This is a genomic window from Kitasatospora sp. MMS16-BH015, assembly GCF_002943525.1.
Lineage (GTDB): Bacteria > Actinomycetota > Actinomycetes > Streptomycetales > Streptomycetaceae > Kitasatospora.
Genome location: NZ_CP025394.1, coordinates 894,295 through 910,206, shown reverse-complemented (window position 1 = coordinate 910,206; position 15,912 = coordinate 894,295). Strand labels below are relative to the sequence as shown.

Below are 15,912 nucleotides of genomic sequence, written 5' to 3'. Positions count from 1 at the left end.
GGAGGCCCTGTTGTCCCACTTCTACGGCATCGCGGGACCGGGGTCCACTTCGGTCACTCTCGCGTGTGACTGCCTGGCACACCGGTTCGGGAACGCCGTCGACCACGGGGTCCGTGTGCGCCGCTACCCCACCGACATGTCCGATGCGGAGTGGGCGGTGGTGCGGCCGCTGCTGCCGGTGCCGGGCTGGCTGCGCGGGCGGGGCGGGCAGCCGGAGGCGTACTGCCACCGCACGATACTGGACGCGATCCGCTACCTCGTCGACAACGGAACGAAGTGGCGGGCCATGCCGGCTGACTTCCCGCCGTGGGACCGGGTCTACGCGTTCTTCCGGCGCTGGCGTGACCACGGTCTGGTCCGGGAGTTGCACGACCGGCTCCGCCGTAAGGCCCGCGAGCAGGCCGGGCGGGACCCGGAGCCGAGCGCGGGCGTGATCGACTCCCAGTCGGTCAAGGCGGACGCCGTCGTCGGCCGTGACAGCCGCGGCTTCGACGGCGGCAAGCTGATCAATGGCCGCAAGCGGCACGCCGTGGTCGACACCCTCGGCCTGCTCCTCGCGGTGATGGTCACCGCAGCGGACATCGGCGACCGCGCCGCCGCGCAGGTTCTGCTCGCCCAGGTGGCCGCCGCACACCACCGGCTGGCGCTGGTCTGGGCCGACGGCGGCTACACGGGCAGCCTCGTCGAGTACGGCTTCACCGTCCTCGCCCTGGTCCTGGCCATCGTCAAACGCAGTGACGACATGCGCGGCTTCGTCGTGCTGCCCAAGCGGTGGATCGTGGAGCGGTTCTTCGCCCACCTGATGCGAAGCCGCCGCCTCGTGCGGGACTTCGAACGGTCCACCGGCAGCGCGGAGGCGATGGTCTACTGGTCGGCGACGATGCTCATGACCCGCCGCCTGGCCCGGCCAAGGCCATCGCGAGCGTGAACCGGCCCGGCTCCGGCTCGACCAGCCACCCGCGCGCTGTCAGCCGCTTCGCCTTCGACCGCAACGCCTCGATCTTCGCGGGCACCGGGTCCAGGCCGAAGCAGGCGGCCATCTCCTGGCAGGTCAGCGGGCCTTGACCGAGACGGCCTCGGTCCGCGAGAGCCTGCACGATGCGCTGGTAGTCCGCCGACAGTGCCGACCGGGCCAGACCCGCACGCCACATCGGCACCACCGACTTCGGCTTCGCCGCTGCCGAAGATGCAGGCAGCGCCGGCGGTTCACCGCGATCCGACGGCTTCTCGACGGCGTCCGGGCCGGCGATGTCTCCTTCGCCCGGGGACAGCACCTCGCCGACGCGTGAACGGGCGATGACCCACTCGCTCCACTCCCGCTCGGCCGCGACCAGCTCGGCCTGGATACGGTCCGCCTCCTCCCGCAGCTCATCCACACGACGGCGAGCGGTCAGCTCACGCTGTTCCAGCAGCCCCACGACCGACGGCATCCTTGACCTCCACCAGAGCGACGACACGACACGTCACCACTCCCCGAGACCACCGCCCCTATGCCTGACCAGCGGAAACACAGCTCTCAAGTCAGGAAAGACAACAGCCACTCAGACTGGTCGGGGTAGCGGCGATCAGTGGCGGTTGGCGCAGGGTGGGAGCGTACTCGGCGAGCCAGGCGTAGTGGCGGCGCGCCGCAGCGCACCGGGCCGGGTCGGAGTAGTGCTTGGTGTGGTGACGCGGGGAGACGATCACTCCGCGCCTCCCCGCCGACCGTCAGGCGCCGAGCCGCTCGGTCCCGGGTGGGTCTTCAGGTGCTTCGCTGCACCTCGCGCAGCCATCGGCGGGTGCGGCGCCGACTGGAAAGGCGGACGACCTCGGCGTGGACGGCGTACTCGTCGATCTTGGCGAGCACGCGCGGGCGCATCGTGCGCCGGTAGCCGGCCACGTACCTGAGCAGTCCCCAATGGACTCGGTTGTGAACGCCGTTGCCCTTCTGGCCGCTGCCGTGCCGGAGCTGCCGGGAGAGCAGGCCCCACAGACAGGCGAGGGTGGACACGTCCACGAAGACCACGGTGTCGCAGGCTTCCAGCCGGATCGGCAGAGTGGAGTTGTAGTTCCCGTCGATCACCCAGCGCGGCTGGGCCACCAGGTCCCGCTGAGCCTGGGCGAACGTGTTCTTCGGCAGCTCGTTCCAGTCCTCGTCGTAGAAGACGGCATCCAGGTGTGTCACCGGCGCGTCCAGGATGCCGCCCAACGCCCGGGCGACATGCGACTTGCCGCTGCCGGAGCAGCCGACGACGGCGACCTTCTTCATGGTTCTCCACAGTAGAGGGAGCGGGGAGCCCGGAATGCGCAGGCCGACTTCTGGATGCCATGGGTGCCGCAGCGGGCAGGAGGGAAATGCGCATCAGGCCACCGACCTGTTCCGCGTGGCCCCGGCAGCGGCGTCGATCGCCAGCTCCAGCCGCTCGATCTGGGCGCTGAGCCGGAACAGGTTGAGACGCTCCAGACAGTCGGCGAGAAGACGGGCGTGCTGGGCCGTGCCGGACTGCTCACGCAGCTCCCGGAGAACGCGGGTGACCTGAGTGCCGTCGCGGACGATGAGCTGCGGCGGTACGAACCGGTGGACGTCGCGGATGGTGTCGGGAGCCAGCGGTAGGCACCCGGCCAGAACCGCCTCGAACAGCCGCTGGGTCAGCTGCCCGACCGCCGCGTATCGGTCGGGCAGGAGCAGCACCGTGGCCAAGGCGCGGCCGTGCAGGCGAGCGATTTCAGGGAACGGTTTGCGACCGGTGAAGCGGACGTGGGGCCACCGGGCGGTGTCGGTCCACTTGCCGACGACCTGGTGGTCGACGTGGGCGGCAGCCGGCGCGAAGAAGCGGTCGAAAGCGTCGTCGCGGTCGTACTGGTTTCCCGCGTACACGAGCGTCACGTCCCGCGAAGCCCGAGCAATGCTGGAGACCTGTGGATCAGTGCCGACAGGCACGCGGAAGGCGTACCTTCCCGAATGATCCTTTGATGGTCTCCGAGTAGGCCCGCGTTGCAGCGCGGGTCGGGAAGGCACGCCCGTGCTCAGCGTAGTCACCGACGACGGCTCCACGCAGTCCGGCTCCCTGATCGACGAGATCGTCCGGGAGGGAGCTCGGCGGATGCTGGCCGCCGCGCTGGAGGCGGAAGTCAACCAGTACATAGCCGAGTTGGCGGCCGAGACCGACGGGCGCGGGCGCCGCCTGGTGGTCCGCAACGGCCACCACCGGCCCCGGACAGTGGTCACCGCCGCCGGACCGGTCGAGGTGAGGGCCCCGCGGGTGAACGACCGGCGCGTCGACCACGAGACCGGCGAGCGCAAGCGGTTCTCCTCGAAGATCCTGGCGCCGTGGTGCCGCAAGTTCCCGAAGATCTCCGAGGTGCTGCCGCTGCTCTACCTGCATGGCCTGTCATCCGGCGACTTCGTTCCGGCGCTGGAGCAGTTCCTCGGCGGTACGGCCGGCCTCTCCCCGGCCACCGTCACCCGGCTGACAAAGCAGTGGAGCGAGGACCACGCCGCCTTCCAGGACCGGGACCTGTCCGACCGCGATTTCGTCTACGTCTGGGCTGACGGCGTGCACCCGAAGGTCCGGCTTGGCCAGGCCCACTCGTGCGTCCTGGTCCTGCTCGGCGTCCGCCTGGACGGCACCAAGGAGCTGATCGCGATTGCCGAGGGCCTGCGGGAGTCGACCGAGTCCTGGGCCGACCTGTTGCGCGACTGCCGCCGCCGAGGCATGCGCGCCCCCGAGCTGGTCGTCGGCGACGGCGCCATGGGCCTTTGGCGGGCACTGGCCGAGGTGTTCCCGGCCGCACGGCCGCAGAGGTGCTGGGTTCACAAACCCCGCAACGTCACCAACTGCCTGCCCAAGTCCGCGCAGCCCGGGGCGACGAAGGCGATGCAGGAGATCTACAACGCCGAGTCCCGCGCCCATGCCGAGAAGGCCATCGAGGCGTTCGCGAAGACCTACGGCGCCAAGTTCCCCAAGGCCGTCGCGAAGATCACCGACGACCGGGACGAACTCCTCGCGTTCTACGCCTTCCCCGCCGAGCACTGGATCCACTTGCGCACCACCAACCCCATCGAGTCGACCTTCTCCACGGTCAAGCTCCGCACCAAGGTCACCCGCGGCGCCGGCAGCCCGACGGCCGCGCTCGCGATGGTGTTCAAACTGGTCGAGTCCGCCCAGGCCCGATGGCGCGCGATCACCGGCGCCCACCTGGTGTCCCTGGTCCGTGCCGGCGCACGCTTCGAAAACGGCGTCCTGGCCGAGCGGTCCGAGGTGGCAGCATGAACGACATGATCAAGGCGCTTGAAGCACTGACCGACCGCGAGCCGAACCGTCGGGATGTCGCCGCCGACAGCCTCGGGGATCTCCTGCGCGGCACCGCACTCGACACGGACGCCGCCCACCTGGTCGTCGGACGCCTGGTAAGCCTGGCCGTCAACGAACCGGAGACCAAGGTCCGTGAGTCTGCCCTGAACTCGATTAGCGAGGCCTTCAACCACCACCGCCTGCCCCTGGACCTCGTCGAACCGCTGGCGACCGCCATGACGACGATGGAGCCCGAGCTCCTCGAACACGCCCTCTATATCCTCGGCGCCACCCACGACCCACGGGCCCTGCCGCTGATCGAGCCGTTCCTCCACCACCTCGACCCGCAGATGCGTGAAGACGCCCGGCTCGCGGCAGCCGAGATCGCCGCGCCGGAAGGCCCCACCCACAACTCTTGACTATTGCTCGTCGAGAAGTCGTTCCGGTCCAACATCCCTGTCAAGTCGGTGAGAGATCGCCGCTCACCCGCTGAGAGGGCTCCGCGGCCCCCTCCGACCTCCAGGTTCTCGTGAGGTGCGGAGGCGAAGAGCTCGTTGAGCGACGCCTCCACTAAGGCAACCGAGGCGAGGACCGAGGCCACGACGTAGGAGCGGTGTTCCGTCTGCTCCGCCTCAGCCCAGGTGAGTCCCCGGCGCTTCTCGTCGTCAGTGGGGGTGGCCCGGTTAGCCTCCATTTCCCCGCATTTCCGAGAGAACATCGCAGCTGCGAGTACTTGGTCCTGGGAATACCAGTGCCAAGTCATCAGTTGTGCACTGGCCTGCAGTTTCACTTCATCGTGTGTCTTCTTGTGCTTGAACACTCAGCTCTCGTTATCCGTGCTGGATCGCCCCGCATGGCCAACGTATGGTCATCGGCCAGGAGTCGAGATCGTCTATCGTCCGAATAGGTGATAGGGGCCGTCGATTCGGACTGACTCAGCGTTTAGAGTCGTCGAAGTCTTACTCATTGAGAGGGTCGTCAATTTCAGCGAGTTTGGTCGCCGCGAGCGTACTTCTTCCAGGTTCCACGGGCTTGTCAGCCGACGACCCCGGTGTGGACGGTGTGGTAGCCGAGCATTTCAGCGACGCCGGATGGTGGCGCCTGAAGGGCCAACTGCTGCAGAGTCGCGGTTCGGCCGTCGAGAGTGGGGATGCCCGCGATGGAGAGCTGCCTTCCGAGGCTCGCAGGGTCCATCAGCTGCCGGGCTCGGCGGTCGGGAGAGAAGCCGGGCTGGACCTCTGGGCAGCGGCGGAGCTGGGCGCAGTCCACATCAGCCTCATCCAGGGTGCCAAAGTGGTCAGCGCGTTGGAGATAGCGCCCGAGGAACGCTCCAGCGCATGGGAGATCTTGGTGGGCTTCCTGTCCTGCTAGGTGTGTGCACGCAGGGGGCCCAGGAGCATTCGGTCGGCTGGCCGGGCGCGATCTTGGATTCGCCGCTGGGGCTTCGTCGGTGTGCAGGGCGCCGCCGCCCTCGCCTTCTGGCGACGCCGGGGTTCGGTGGTTTGGTGCCGTTCTCCGTCTGGTTGGTGTCCGACGGTATGTGTCAGAGGCGAGTTGCCCGTGGTCAGCCGGCGGGTGGGGCCGTTGCAGCCGGGCACGGTGCCCCTAGCCCTGCGTCTCGACCGTGATGAGCACCTTGCGTGAGGCGGAGGCTGTCCCGGGTCGGCAGTCGACCTCCTTGCAAGCTGCGCCGAAAGATGCCTCAGGCGTTGTTCTTGTATGTTCCTACAAGCCATCCTGTGTACGGATTGGTGATCTCTGTATGGATCTTCAAGGATTGCGTGTGAACTGGCTTTCGGCCTGGGTATCGGCAAGCATTGACGGTTGGGTGCGGGGCGCCCGAGTGCGCTCGGTCGGCCGGACCTAACTGCACCCGAGGTCTACCCTCCCGAAGTCAGAGAGCCTTCTTCATGCGTTTCTTGAATCCTCAGACCGGCACTATTGACGACCGTTATTCGGGACCGTACGACCTCACGTACGACGACGTCTTCATGGTCCCCAGCCGTTCCGCCGTGGGCTCCCGGCAGGGCGTGGACCTGTCGTCGAACGACGGGACGGGCACCACCATCCCGCTGGTCGTGGCCAACATGACCGCGATCGCCGGCCGTCGGATGGCCGAGACCGTCGCCCGCCGCGGTGGCCTGGTGGCCATTCCGCAGGACATCCCCACCGAGGTGATCACCGAGGTGATCGGTTGGGTGAAGCAGCGCCACCTGGTGCACGACACCGCGCTGACCCTCACCCCCGGCGACACCGTCGCCGACGCCCTCTCCCTGCTGCCCAAGCGCGCGCACAACGCGCTCGTGGTGGTCGACGCGGCCGGCAAGCCGGTCGGCGTGGTCACCGACTCCGACTGCCAGGGCGTGGACCGGTTCACCAGCCTGGCCGACGTGATGTCGCGCGACCTGCTGCTGCTCGAGGAGGGCATCGACCCGCGGGTCGCCTTCGACAAGCTGAACGAGGCGCACCGCAAGCTCGCCCCCGTGGTGGACGCCCACGGCAAGCTGGTCGGCATCCTGACCCGCAAGAACGCGCTGCGCGCCACCCTGTACACCCCCGCCGTGGACGCCAACGGCAGGCTCCGGATCGCCGCCACCGTCGGCATCAACGGCGACGTGGCCGGCAAGGCCGCGGCGCTGATCGGGGCCGGGGCGGACGTGCTGGTGGTGGACACCGCGCACGGCCACCAGGAGTCGATGATCAGCGCGCTGCGCGCGGTGCGCTCGCTCGACCCGCAGATCCCGATCGTGGCCGGCAACGTGGTCTCCGCCGCCGGTGTCCGCGACCTGGTCGAGGCGGGCGCCGACATCCTCAAGGTCGGGGTGGGCCCCGGCGCCATGTGCACCACCCGGATGATGACCGGCGTGGGCCGGCCGCAGTTCTCCGCCGTGCTGGAGTGCGCCGCCGCCGCGCGCGAGCTCGGCAAGCACGTCTGGGCCGACGGCGGTGTCCGTCACCCGCGTGACGTGGCGATGGCGCTGGCCGCCGGTGCCTCCAACGTGATGATCGGCTCCTGGTTCGCCGGCACCTACGAGTCGCCCGGCGACCTGCAGTCCACCGCCGACGGCCGCCAGTACAAGGAGAGCTTCGGCATGGCCTCCAAGCGGGCCGTGAGCAACCGGACCTCCGCCGAGTCGGCCTACGACCGGGCCCGCAAGGCCCTCTTCGAGGAGGGCATCTCGCACTCCCGGATGTTCCTCGACCCGGCCCGCCCGGGCGTCGAGGACCTGATCGACTCGGTCATCGCGGGCGTCCGCAGCTCCTGCACCTACGCGGGCGCGGAGAACCTCGAGGACTTCCACCGGAAGGCCATCGTGGGCATCCAGAGCGCGGCCGGCTACGCCGAGGGCAAGCCGCTGCACTCCAGCTGGGCGTAACGCCTCTGCTCGTACCGAACGGCCCGGCCGGGGAACTCCCCGGCCGGGCCGTTCGGCGTCCCGGGCCGGCGGGGTCAGCCCAGCGGGGTGAGGAGGGCGCGGCTGACCATGCCGACCGACTGGGCGAGGGCGGTCTGGACGGCGCGGGCGGCCGGGGGGATGCGGCGGAGCTCCCAGAGGCTCAGGACGCTGGCCCAGGCGGCCTCGCGGGCGCGGTCGACGGACCAGACGCCGATCACGTGGAGGAGGGGGTCGGCCGGGCGGAGGGCGGTGGGCTCGAGTTGTCGGCGGACCTGGGCCTCGACCTGGGCGAGCAGGTCGTTGATCCGGTGGTAGTCGGCCTCGACCTGGGTCGGGGTGTGGCCGGCGGCCTGGCAGTAGGCGAGCACCGCGGCCGGGAGGTCGTACTCGATGTGGGCGTTCATGCCCGCCAGCGCGTACTGGATGGGCTCGATGCCGGGGTGCGAGCGCAGCTCGAACAGCGGGCGCCAGCAGGGGCTCGGGTCGGCCCCGGCGGCGACGGCGTCCACGGCGGCCAGGAAGCGGGCGGCGAAGATCGCGTCCAGCCGGGCCATCCCGGCCGGGTCGGCGAAGTAGGCGCCGGGCAGGTGGTCACGGACCAGCCTGGTGACGGTGAGGTACATGTCGTTGAAGACCCGGACGCCGTCGGCCGCCGGCAGGGAGCCGTCCAGCGCGGCCAGGCGGTCGACCACCTGGTCGACCGTCAGCTCGATTGGTGTGGTCATCTGGTTAACCTCCTGGGCTGGGGTCAGCTTCCCACGAGGGGCGGTGGGGCGGTACCGGGCGTCCGGAGGTTTCCGAACGAGGGGCTTCCGTGCAGGTGGGAGCGGTGCGAGACTCCCGGGATGAACACACGGGGGAAGAGCACGGAGGGCGGTGCGGCTGCGGCTCCGGAGCCGATACCGCCGAGGGCCGGGCCGATTGAGCTGCCGGGATTCGGGTGGCGGCCGGTGGCCGGCGTGGCCGCCGGGGTGGTGGTGCTGCTGCTCGCACTGGCGGGGCGGTACGGGTACCACCGGGACGAGCTGTACTTCCTGCTGGCCGGGCGGCACCTGGCCTGGGGGTACGTGGACCAGCCGCCGCTGACGCCCTGGCTGGCGCGGCTCTCGGAGCTGGCCCTCGGCGACAGCCCGCTCGCGCTGCGGGTGCTGCCCGCGCTGCTCGCGGGCGTGGACGTGGTGCTGGTCGCGCTGCTGGCCAGGGAGTTCGGCGGCGAGCGGCGCGGGCAGCTGCTCGCGGCCTGGGCCACGGCCGGCTCCGCCTTCGTGCTGGCCACCGGGCACCTGCTGCTGACCAGCTCGGCCGATCTGCCGGCCTCGCTCGGCGTGCTGCTGCTCGGCCTGCGGCTGCTGCGCACCGGGGACGGCCGCTGGTGGCTGCCGCTCGGGGCGGCCACCGGGCTCGCCCTGCTGAACAAGGACCTGGTGCTGCTGATCGGGCTCGCGCTGCTCGCCGCCGTGCTCGTCTCCGGGCCCCGGCGCGCACTGCTCAGCCGGTGGCTGCCGGCCGGCCTGGCGCTGGCCGTGCTCGTCGCGCTGCCCAACCTGCTCTGGGAGGCGGCCCACGGCTGGCCCCAGCTCACGGTGGCGAACGGCATCACCGACAAGGACGGCGAACAGAACCGCTGGCTGCTGCTCCCGCTACAGCTCGTGCTGCTCTCCCCGGCCGTGGTCCCGCTCGTCCTGCGGGGCGCGCGAAGGCTGCGCCGGGAGCCGGAGCTGAGCTGGGCCCGGGCCTACCCGCTCGCCTACCCGCTGCTGCTCTGGCTGCTGAGCCGCTTCGGCGGCAAGGCGTACTACGCGGTGCCGCTGCTGCTGGTGCTCATGGCGGCCGGCTGCGCCAAGCCGCGCGGCACCGGCCGGGTGGTGACGGCCGGGCTGCTGGTGGGCGCGCTGGTCAATGTGGTGATCACGCTGCCGGTGCTGCCGCCGAAGGCGCTGGTGGCGGTCGGCTGGATCTACCCGGAGGCGGCCGAGCAGGTCGGCTGGCCGCAGCTGGCCTCGGCGGCGGCCCGGGGCTGGGCGCAGATCCCGCCCGAACAGCGGGACACCGCAGTGCTGTTCGCCGCCAACTACGGCGAGGCGGGCGCGCTGGCCCGGTACGGGCCGGGGCTCGGGCTGCCCGGGCCGTACTCGGGCCACATGAGCCTGGCCGACTGGGGGCCGCCCGCCGACCGGCAGGCCGGCCCGGTGCTGCTGGTGCACCCGGCCGGATTCGGCGCCGTGGAACGGCAGTTCACCGACTGTCGACCGGTGGGCGAAGTGGACACCGGGCAGGGCGTGGCCAACCAGGAGCAGCACGCGGCCGTGGTGCTCTGCGCCGGTCCGTCGCGGCCGTGGTCGCAGCTCTGGCCCCAACTGCGGCACTACTACTGAGCAGCCGGGCTCCTGACGGGGGAGCCGTCCGGGGGATGCCCACGGCGTTTCGCGCACCGCAGCCCGGCTCGGCAGGGGATCGTCGGGGCGGGGGCGTGTCCGCCCGCCGGGTCGATCTGGAGGAGTCGGGGTGTCCGTGGCCGACAGTGGTGAGGACTGTCCGGTGCCGACGAGGCGCGAGGCCGATCTGTGGCTGCTGCTGGGGGCAGGTCTGTCGGGGCCGTTCACCCGGCGGATCACGGCCGCGCTGGCCGGGGAGTTCGGCGATCGGTTCGCGGTGGTGCGCAGCGCGGAGCTGGTGATGGGGGCCGGGCGCGGCGGGCTTTCGCTGCACGGCTCGGACGGCGGAGAGGTGACGGCGCCACAGGTGGTCTACGGGCGGGTGCGGACTCCCGGAGCGGGTGCGGGCCGGGAGATCGCGCTGCTGCGGCACTTGGAGTCGATGGGCAGCCTGGTGCTGAATCCGGCGGACGCGGTGCTGGCCTGCCAGGACAAGTTCTGGCAACTGCAGCGGCTCGTTGCGGCCGGGCTCGCGGTGCCCGAGAGCCGGATGGGCGGGGGGACTCCCCTCCACGAGGTGACTGCTGCGAGCCTGGGGACGCCGTGCGTGGTGAAGGCGGTGCGGGGCCACCGTGGCGAGCAGGTGTTCCTGGCACCCGATCCGGCGGCGCTGCGGGCCCTGCACGGCCGGTTCGGTGAGGACACCGCCTCCCTGCTCCAGGAGTACATCGGGCACTCGCACGGCCGGGACCTGCGGGTGGTGGTGGTCGACGGCCACGCCGCCGCAGCGGGCGTACGGACCGCCGCCGAGGGGGAGTTCCGCTCCAATCTGGCACTGGGAGGCACTCTTGCGCCCTGTCCGGGCCGCTACCCCGAGGGGGAGGAGCTCGCCGTCCGGGCCGCCGCCGCGATGGGGCTCGCCGTCGCGGGGGTCGACCTGTTGTTCGCCCCCGGTGGCGGGTTCGTGGTCTGCGAGGTCAACGCCAACGTCAGCTGCCGGCCCGAGCTGGCGGGGGTGCCCGCCGCGCTGGTGGCCGCCTTCCGGGCCCGCCTGAGGAGCACCGGGGGCCCGCTGCCGGCCAGTCGGCGACCCGAGGAGCCAGTCCGTGCGCATCCCACGTCCGCCGAGTCGTAGGCGGCCGCCGAGCAGCCCGAGGTTCCGGCTCTTCGCCCTGGGGCAGACGGTCTCCAACACCGGGACTTGGATGCAGAAGGTGGCCCAGGACTGGCTGGCTCTCCACCTGTCGCACGGCAGCGGCACCGTCCTGGGCATCATCACCGCGCTGCAGTTCCTGCCGCTGCTGCTGCTCGGGCCCTACGGCGGAGTCCTGGTCGACCGGTACTGCACCCGGCGCATCCTGCTGCTCTCCCAGGCGGTGATGGCCGCCCTCGCCCTCATCCCCGCTCTGCTCGTCGCGACCGGCACGGCCCGGCTGGACGCGGTCTACGGGCTGGCCCTGGCCCTCGGGCTGACCATGACGGTCGACAAGCCGGCCCTGCAGGCGTACCTCGCGGAGTCCGTCGCCCCCGGGCAGCTGGTCAGCGCCCTCGCCGTCAACAGCGCGGTCCTCAACCTGGCCCGGATGGCCGGTCCGGCCTTGGCAGGTCCGCTCATCCTCGCGTTCGGTCCCGGCCCCGCCTTCCTCGCCAATGCCCTCTCCTACCTGGTCGTCATCGCCTGCCTGCTGCGCGCGGACCCCGGGGCCGTCCGTCCGGCGCCGGCGGTGGCCCGCGCGAAGCGGCAGGTACGGGAAGGCCTGGCGTACGTCCGGGGCCACCGCCCGATCATGCTCACCCTGGTACTGGTCGCGGTCGTCGCCGCGTTCGGCATGAATTTCCAGATCACCACCGCGCTGATGATCACCCAGGTCTACCGGGCCCCGGCCGCCGTGTTCGGGCTCGGCAACACCGCCCTGGCCGCCGGTTCGGTGATCGGCTCCCTCCTGGCCATCCGCCACCCCCGCACCGGCGGGCGGCAGTTGGCCGCCGCCGCGCTGGCCTTCGGGACGCTGGAGGCCGGGTGCGCCCTGATGCCCGGGTGCATCGGGTTCCTCGTGCTGCTGGTGCCGACGGGCACCGCCATGCTCGTGTTCCTCACCGCCGCCAAAGCCCGCCTCCAGCTGGAGGCCGGCGAGGGCATGCGTGGACGGGTCACCAGCCTCTACCTGCTCGCCACCCTGGGCACCACCCCGCTGGTCGCCCCCGTCATCGGCTGGATCGCCCAGGACGCCGGGCCGCGCGCTGCCCTCGCCCTAGGCGGCACCGTCTCCGCCGTCGCGGCCGTCACCATCGGCCTGCTCCATCCGCGCCCGGCCGGCCCGGCCGCGATGGCAGGTTGTTGACGCCCGGTGGCCTTCGGCATGCCTTGACGGGGTTGCGGGTGAATTGTTCAATCGGTCACCGATCAACCGGCCGGTCAAGGTTCGTGACGTTGCGTCACGGCGGTAGGGAGCTCGCGCCATGTGCGGCATCGTCGGTCTGGTCTCCTTCACCACGGACCTCGCCCAACGCCCGGAGCTCGGCGCCGCGATGCGCGGGGCGCTCGCCCTGCGCGGGCCCGATGCGGTGGGCGAGTGGAGCTCGCCCCGGGCCCGGTTCGTCCCGCGCCGGCTGGCGGTGGTCGACCTGGAGGGTGGCCACCAGCCGGCCGTGGCCACCGACGCCGAGGGCCGCGAGACGGTGGTGCTCGGCTACACCGGCGAGGTCTTCAACTTCGTCGAGCTGCGCGAGGAACTGCGGCGCCGGGGCCACGAGTTCCGCGATCGCAGTGACACCGAGGTGGTGCTGCGGGCCTACCAGGAGTGGGGCGCGGGCTGCGCCGAGCGGCTGCGCGGGATGTTCGCCTTCGCGGTCTGGGACGTGCGGCGCGAAGAACTGCTGCTGGTCCGCGACCGGTTCGGCATCTACCCGCTGTACTACGCCGAGACCCCGGACGGCCTGGCCTTCGGCTCCGAGCCCAAGGCGCTGTTCACCACCGGGCTGATCGCCCCCGTGGTGGACGGCGCCGGTTTGCTCGAGGCGCTCTCCTTCACCCCCACCCCCGGCGCCGCCGTCTTCCGCGGCATGCGCGAGGTGGTGCCCGGCGAGCTGGTCCGCTACGGCCGGGGCGGCCTGCACCGCGCCCGGTACTGGCAGTTCACCCCGGCCCGGCACACCGACGACCTGCCCACCACCGAGCGCCGGGTCCGCGCGCTGCTCGAGGACATCGTCGACCGGCAGGTGGCCGCCGACGTGCCGATCTCCTCGATGCTCTCCGGCGGCCTGGACTCCTCGGCCGTCTGCGCGCTGGCCCGGCAGGTGGTCGGCGGGCCGCTGCGCACCTTCTCGATGGAGTTCGCCTACCACCTCGACCACTTCCGCCCCGACGAGGTGCACGACTCGGCCGACGCCCCGTACGTGGCCCGGATGGCGGCCCATCTGGGCAGCGAGCACCGGGAGTTGCTGGTCGACCAGGCCCAGCTCACCGACCCGGAGGCGCAGGCCGAGGTGGTCCGCGCGATGGACCGACCGGCGGCCGGCCTGGACATGTACGTCTCGCTGTACCGGCTCTCCCAGGAGGTGCGCCGGCACTCCACCGTCACCCTCACCGGCGACGGCTCCGACGAACTCTTCGGCGGCTACGTCTGGTTCCACGACCCGTTCTACGTGCGGGCCGAGACCTTCCCCTGGCTCGGCGCCTCGCACCGGATGGAGTTCCTCTCCGGGCTGCTCGACCGCAGGCTGTACGCCGCGCTGGACTTCCCCGGCCACGAACGGGCCCGCTACCGCGAGGCGTTGGCCGAGGTGCCGCTGACCGGGGAGGAGGGCCCGGCGGAGCGGCGGATGCGCGAGCTCACCTACCTCAACATGACCCGCTACCTGCGCGTGGTGCTCGACCGCAAGGACCGGCTCGGGATGGCCGCCTCGGTGGAGGGCCGGGTGCCGTTCTGCGACCACGAGCTCGCCGAGTACGTCTACAACGTGCCCTGGGCGATGAAGGTCGCGGACGGGCGGGAGAAGAGCCTGCTGCGGGCCGCCGTACGGGACTTGCTGCCGACGGCGGTGCTCGAACGGAAGAAGTCGCCGTACCCGACCGTGCAGGACCCGGCCTACCGGGTCGCGCTGCGCGAGCAGTTGCGGGCGATCCGGGCCGAGAAGGACGCACCGGTGAACGAGCTGCTGGACGCGGGGCGGGTCGAAGCCGCGCTGGAGGACCCGACGTTCGGGCTGCGGGCCGGGGTGACCCGGATGAGCGTGGAGGCGGCGATCCAGCTGCACCACTGGCTCTCCTCGGGCGTGACGGTGGCGCTGTGAGTGCCGGGAGCGCGGTGAGCGCGGAAGGGGCGGTGGTGGCCGTGGCTACGGGGAGCGTGGAGGTGCGGCCGGCCTGGTCGTTGGTGGACGTGCTGGTGGCCACCTGTGCGGCCCACCCCGCGCGGGTCGCGGTGGTGGAGGGGGAGGCGGCGTACAGCTACTGGCAACTCGACCGGCTCTCCGGGGAGATCGCGGCCGGGCTGGCCGCGCGCGGGGTCCGGCCGGGGCAGGCGGTCGGGCTGCTGGCGCCGCGCGGGTGGTGGCGCTGTGCGGCCGTGCTGGGCATCTGGCGGGCCGGGGCGGCCGTCAACTCGCTGGATCCGGCCCAGCCGGCGGCCAGGGCGGCCCGGGTGGTGGAGCTCTCCGGCACGGCGCTGGTGCTGCGCGGGCCGGGGGTGGCGCCGGGCGGGTACGGCGTGCCGGAGGTCGAGATCGGCGAAGTGCTGCTGCGTGGTGCGCAGTTGACCGAGGAGGGACCGCTCGGGTACGTGGTGACCACCTCCGGCTCGACCGGTGACCCCAAGTGCGTGGCGGTGCCCACGGTGGTGCTGGCCGATCTCGCCGAGTGGCACTGCGCGGGCTGGCGCAGCGCCGAGCTGCCCCGGACCAGCCATGCCGCCTCGGTCGGATTCGACGTGGGCTACCAGGAGTTGGTGGCCACCTGGGTGGCCGGGGCGGCCCTGGTGGTGGCCGACGAGGAGCAGCGGCGCGACCCCTTCCTGCTGGCCGAGCTGCTGCACCGGCACGGGGTGGTGCGCAGCTTCCTGCCGGTCACCGGCCTGCACGCGCTGGCCGTGGCCTGCGCCGCCACCGGCCGGCGGCTGCCCGCCCTGCGCGAGGTGGTGGTGGCCGGCGAGCGGCTGGTGGTCAACGCCGAGGTGCGGGCGCTGTTCGCCACGCTGGACGCGGAGTTGGTCAACCACTACGGCCCGAGCGAGACCCACCTGGTGACCGAGCACCGGCTGAGCGGCGACCCGGCCGGCTGGCCGGCACACCCCGCGCTCGGCGGCCCGGCCGTCGGCGCGGAGCTGCTGCGTGAGGACGGCGGGCTGGTGCGGCCGTTCGCCGAGGGCGAGGAGGCCGAACTGCTGGTCGCGGGGCGGTGCTTGGCGCTCGGCTACCTGGGGGACGAGCGGCTGACGGCGGAGCGGTTCCGCGAGGTGGCGGGCTGGGACGGGGTGGTGCGGCGGGTGTACGCCACCGGCGACCGGGTGCGGCTGGCCGACGGTCTGCTGCACTTCCTCGGGCGCGGCGACGACCAGCTGAAGGTGCGGGGCTACCGGGTGGAGCCCGGGGAGGTGGAGGCCGTGCTGAGCCGGCTGCCCGGGGTGCGGCGGGCGGCCGTGGTGGGCCGCAGCCGGGCCGGGTCGACCACGCTGCACGGCTACCTGGTGCTCGATCCGGCCGCGGCCGGCCCGGACGCCGCCGCGCTGCGGGCCGCCTGCGCGGCCGAGCTGCCCGAGTACATGATCCCCGCCCGCTTCCTGCGGGTGGCCGAGCTGCCGCTGCTGGCCAGCGGGAAGGTGGCGCGACGTGAACTCGACGGCACCGGGACCCCCATCCGCTGAGCCC

Annotated in this window: 14 protein-coding genes; 10 read left to right on the top strand and 4 right to left on the bottom strand. The window is 72.0% G+C overall.

The window, feature by feature from the left end:
- Positions 1-136 precede the first annotated feature (136 nt).
- On the top strand, positions 137-928 hold the full coding sequence (locus CFP65_RS03980) for an IS5 family transposase (protein ID WP_104820582.1): 792 nt from the start codon (positions 137-139) through the stop codon (positions 926-928).
- Here CFP65_RS03980 and CFP65_RS03975 read toward each other — a convergent pair.
- The 3 genes from CFP65_RS03975 to CFP65_RS03965 form a co-directional block, all read right to left on the bottom strand.
- Positions 885-1,430: a hypothetical protein gene (locus CFP65_RS03975; RefSeq protein ID WP_104814471.1), complete on the bottom strand. Its 546-nt coding sequence runs from the start codon at positions 1,428-1,430 to the stop codon at positions 885-887. The two genes, CFP65_RS03980 and CFP65_RS03975, sit on opposite strands and share 44 nt — an antisense overlap.
- A gap of 311 nt (positions 1,431-1,741) precedes the next feature.
- Positions 1,742-2,248 (bottom strand): topology modulation protein, encoded by a 507-nt coding sequence (locus CFP65_RS03970; protein ID WP_104814772.1) that lies wholly within the window; start codon positions 2,246-2,248, stop codon positions 1,742-1,744.
- Positions 2,249-2,341: 93 nt separating this feature from the next.
- Complete coding sequence (locus CFP65_RS03965; protein WP_158702012.1) at positions 2,342-2,866, bottom strand: hypothetical protein; 525 nt, start codon at positions 2,864-2,866, stop codon at positions 2,342-2,344.
- A 136-nt stretch (positions 2,867-3,002) separates the two neighbouring features.
- On the opposite strand from CFP65_RS03965, the gene CFP65_RS03960 reads away from it, so the two are divergent.
- The 4 genes from CFP65_RS03960 to CFP65_RS03945 all read left to right on the top strand — a co-directional run bounded on the left by CFP65_RS03960 (position 3,003) and on the right by CFP65_RS03945 (position 7,651).
- The gene (locus CFP65_RS03960; RefSeq protein WP_104814770.1) at positions 3,003-4,253 is read left to right on the top strand and encodes an IS256 family transposase; all 1,251 of its coding nucleotides are present in this window, start codon (positions 3,003-3,005) and stop codon (positions 4,251-4,253) included.
- Positions 4,250-4,693 carry a HEAT repeat domain-containing protein gene (locus CFP65_RS03955; protein ID WP_104814769.1) on the top strand — a complete coding sequence of 148 codons (444 nt, stop codon included), beginning with the start codon at positions 4,250-4,252 and terminating at the stop codon, positions 4,691-4,693. Before CFP65_RS03960 ends, CFP65_RS03955 begins: the two co-directional genes overlap by 4 nt.
- A gap of 613 nt (positions 4,694-5,306) precedes the next feature.
- Positions 5,307-5,645, top strand: coding sequence for a hypothetical protein (locus CFP65_RS38670; RefSeq protein ID WP_158702011.1), 339 nt, complete (start codon positions 5,307-5,309; stop codon positions 5,643-5,645).
- Between the two features lie 539 nt (positions 5,646-6,184).
- Positions 6,185-7,651 carry a GuaB1 family IMP dehydrogenase-related protein gene (locus tag CFP65_RS03945; protein WP_104814768.1) on the top strand — a complete coding sequence of 489 codons (1,467 nt, stop codon included), beginning with the start codon at positions 6,185-6,187 and terminating at the stop codon, positions 7,649-7,651.
- 74 nt (positions 7,652-7,725) lie between these two features.
- Here CFP65_RS03945 and CFP65_RS03940 read toward each other — a convergent pair whose 3' ends face one another.
- Positions 7,726-8,397 (bottom strand): DUF5995 family protein, encoded by a 672-nt coding sequence (locus tag CFP65_RS03940; RefSeq protein ID WP_104814767.1) that lies wholly within the window; start codon positions 8,395-8,397, stop codon positions 7,726-7,728.
- 225 nt (positions 8,398-8,622) lie between these two features.
- Between CFP65_RS03940 and CFP65_RS03935 the strand changes: the two genes are divergently transcribed.
- From CFP65_RS03935 to CFP65_RS03915, 5 genes are all read left to right on the top strand, one after another.
- The gene (locus CFP65_RS03935; protein ID WP_254552213.1) at positions 8,623-10,047 is read left to right on the top strand and encodes a glycosyltransferase family 39 protein; all 1,425 of its coding nucleotides are present in this window, start codon (positions 8,623-8,625) and stop codon (positions 10,045-10,047) included.
- Between the two features lie 163 nt (positions 10,048-10,210).
- Complete coding sequence (locus CFP65_RS03930; RefSeq protein ID WP_158702010.1) at positions 10,211-11,182, top strand: RimK family alpha-L-glutamate ligase; 972 nt, start codon at positions 10,211-10,213, stop codon at positions 11,180-11,182.
- Complete coding sequence (locus CFP65_RS03925) at positions 11,154-12,389, top strand: MFS transporter (protein WP_104814764.1); 1,236 nt, start codon at positions 11,154-11,156, stop codon at positions 12,387-12,389. Before CFP65_RS03930 ends, CFP65_RS03925 begins: the two co-directional genes overlap by 29 nt.
- Before the next feature lie 118 nt (positions 12,390-12,507).
- Entirely contained in the window at positions 12,508-14,340 is a 1,833-nt protein-coding gene (asnB, locus tag CFP65_RS03920; protein WP_104814763.1) for an asparagine synthase (glutamine-hydrolyzing), read from the top strand.
- Positions 14,341-14,354: 14 nt separating this feature from the next.
- The gene (locus tag CFP65_RS03915) at positions 14,355-15,908 is read left to right on the top strand and encodes an AMP-binding protein (protein WP_254552212.1); all 1,554 of its coding nucleotides are present in this window, start codon (positions 14,355-14,357) and stop codon (positions 15,906-15,908) included.
- The last annotated feature ends 4 nt before the right edge of the window (positions 15,909-15,912 follow it).

Bases quoted from the DNA above. Each gene is read 5' to 3' on its own strand.
- CFP65_RS03980 (WP_104820582.1), top strand. From the start codon at position 137: ATGTCCGATGCGGAGTGGGCGGTGGTGCGGCCGCTGCTGCCGGTGCCG.
- CFP65_RS03945 (WP_104814768.1), top strand. From the start codon at position 6,185: ATGCGTTTCTTGAATCCTCAGACCGGCACTATTGACGACCGTTATTCG.
- asnB (WP_104814763.1), top strand. From the start codon at position 12,508: ATGTGCGGCATCGTCGGTCTGGTCTCCTTCACCACGGACCTCGCCCAA.
- CFP65_RS03940 (WP_104814767.1), bottom strand. From the start codon at position 8,397: ATGACCACACCAATCGAGCTGACGGTCGACCAGGTGGTCGACCGCCTG.
- CFP65_RS03970 (WP_104814772.1), bottom strand. From the start codon at position 2,248: ATGAAGAAGGTCGCCGTCGTCGGCTGCTCCGGCAGCGGCAAGTCGCAT.
- CFP65_RS03975 (WP_104814471.1), bottom strand. From the start codon at position 1,430: ATGCCGTCGGTCGTGGGGCTGCTGGAACAGCGTGAGCTGACCGCTCGC.
- CFP65_RS03955 (WP_104814769.1), top strand. From the start codon at position 4,250: ATGAACGACATGATCAAGGCGCTTGAAGCACTGACCGACCGCGAGCCG.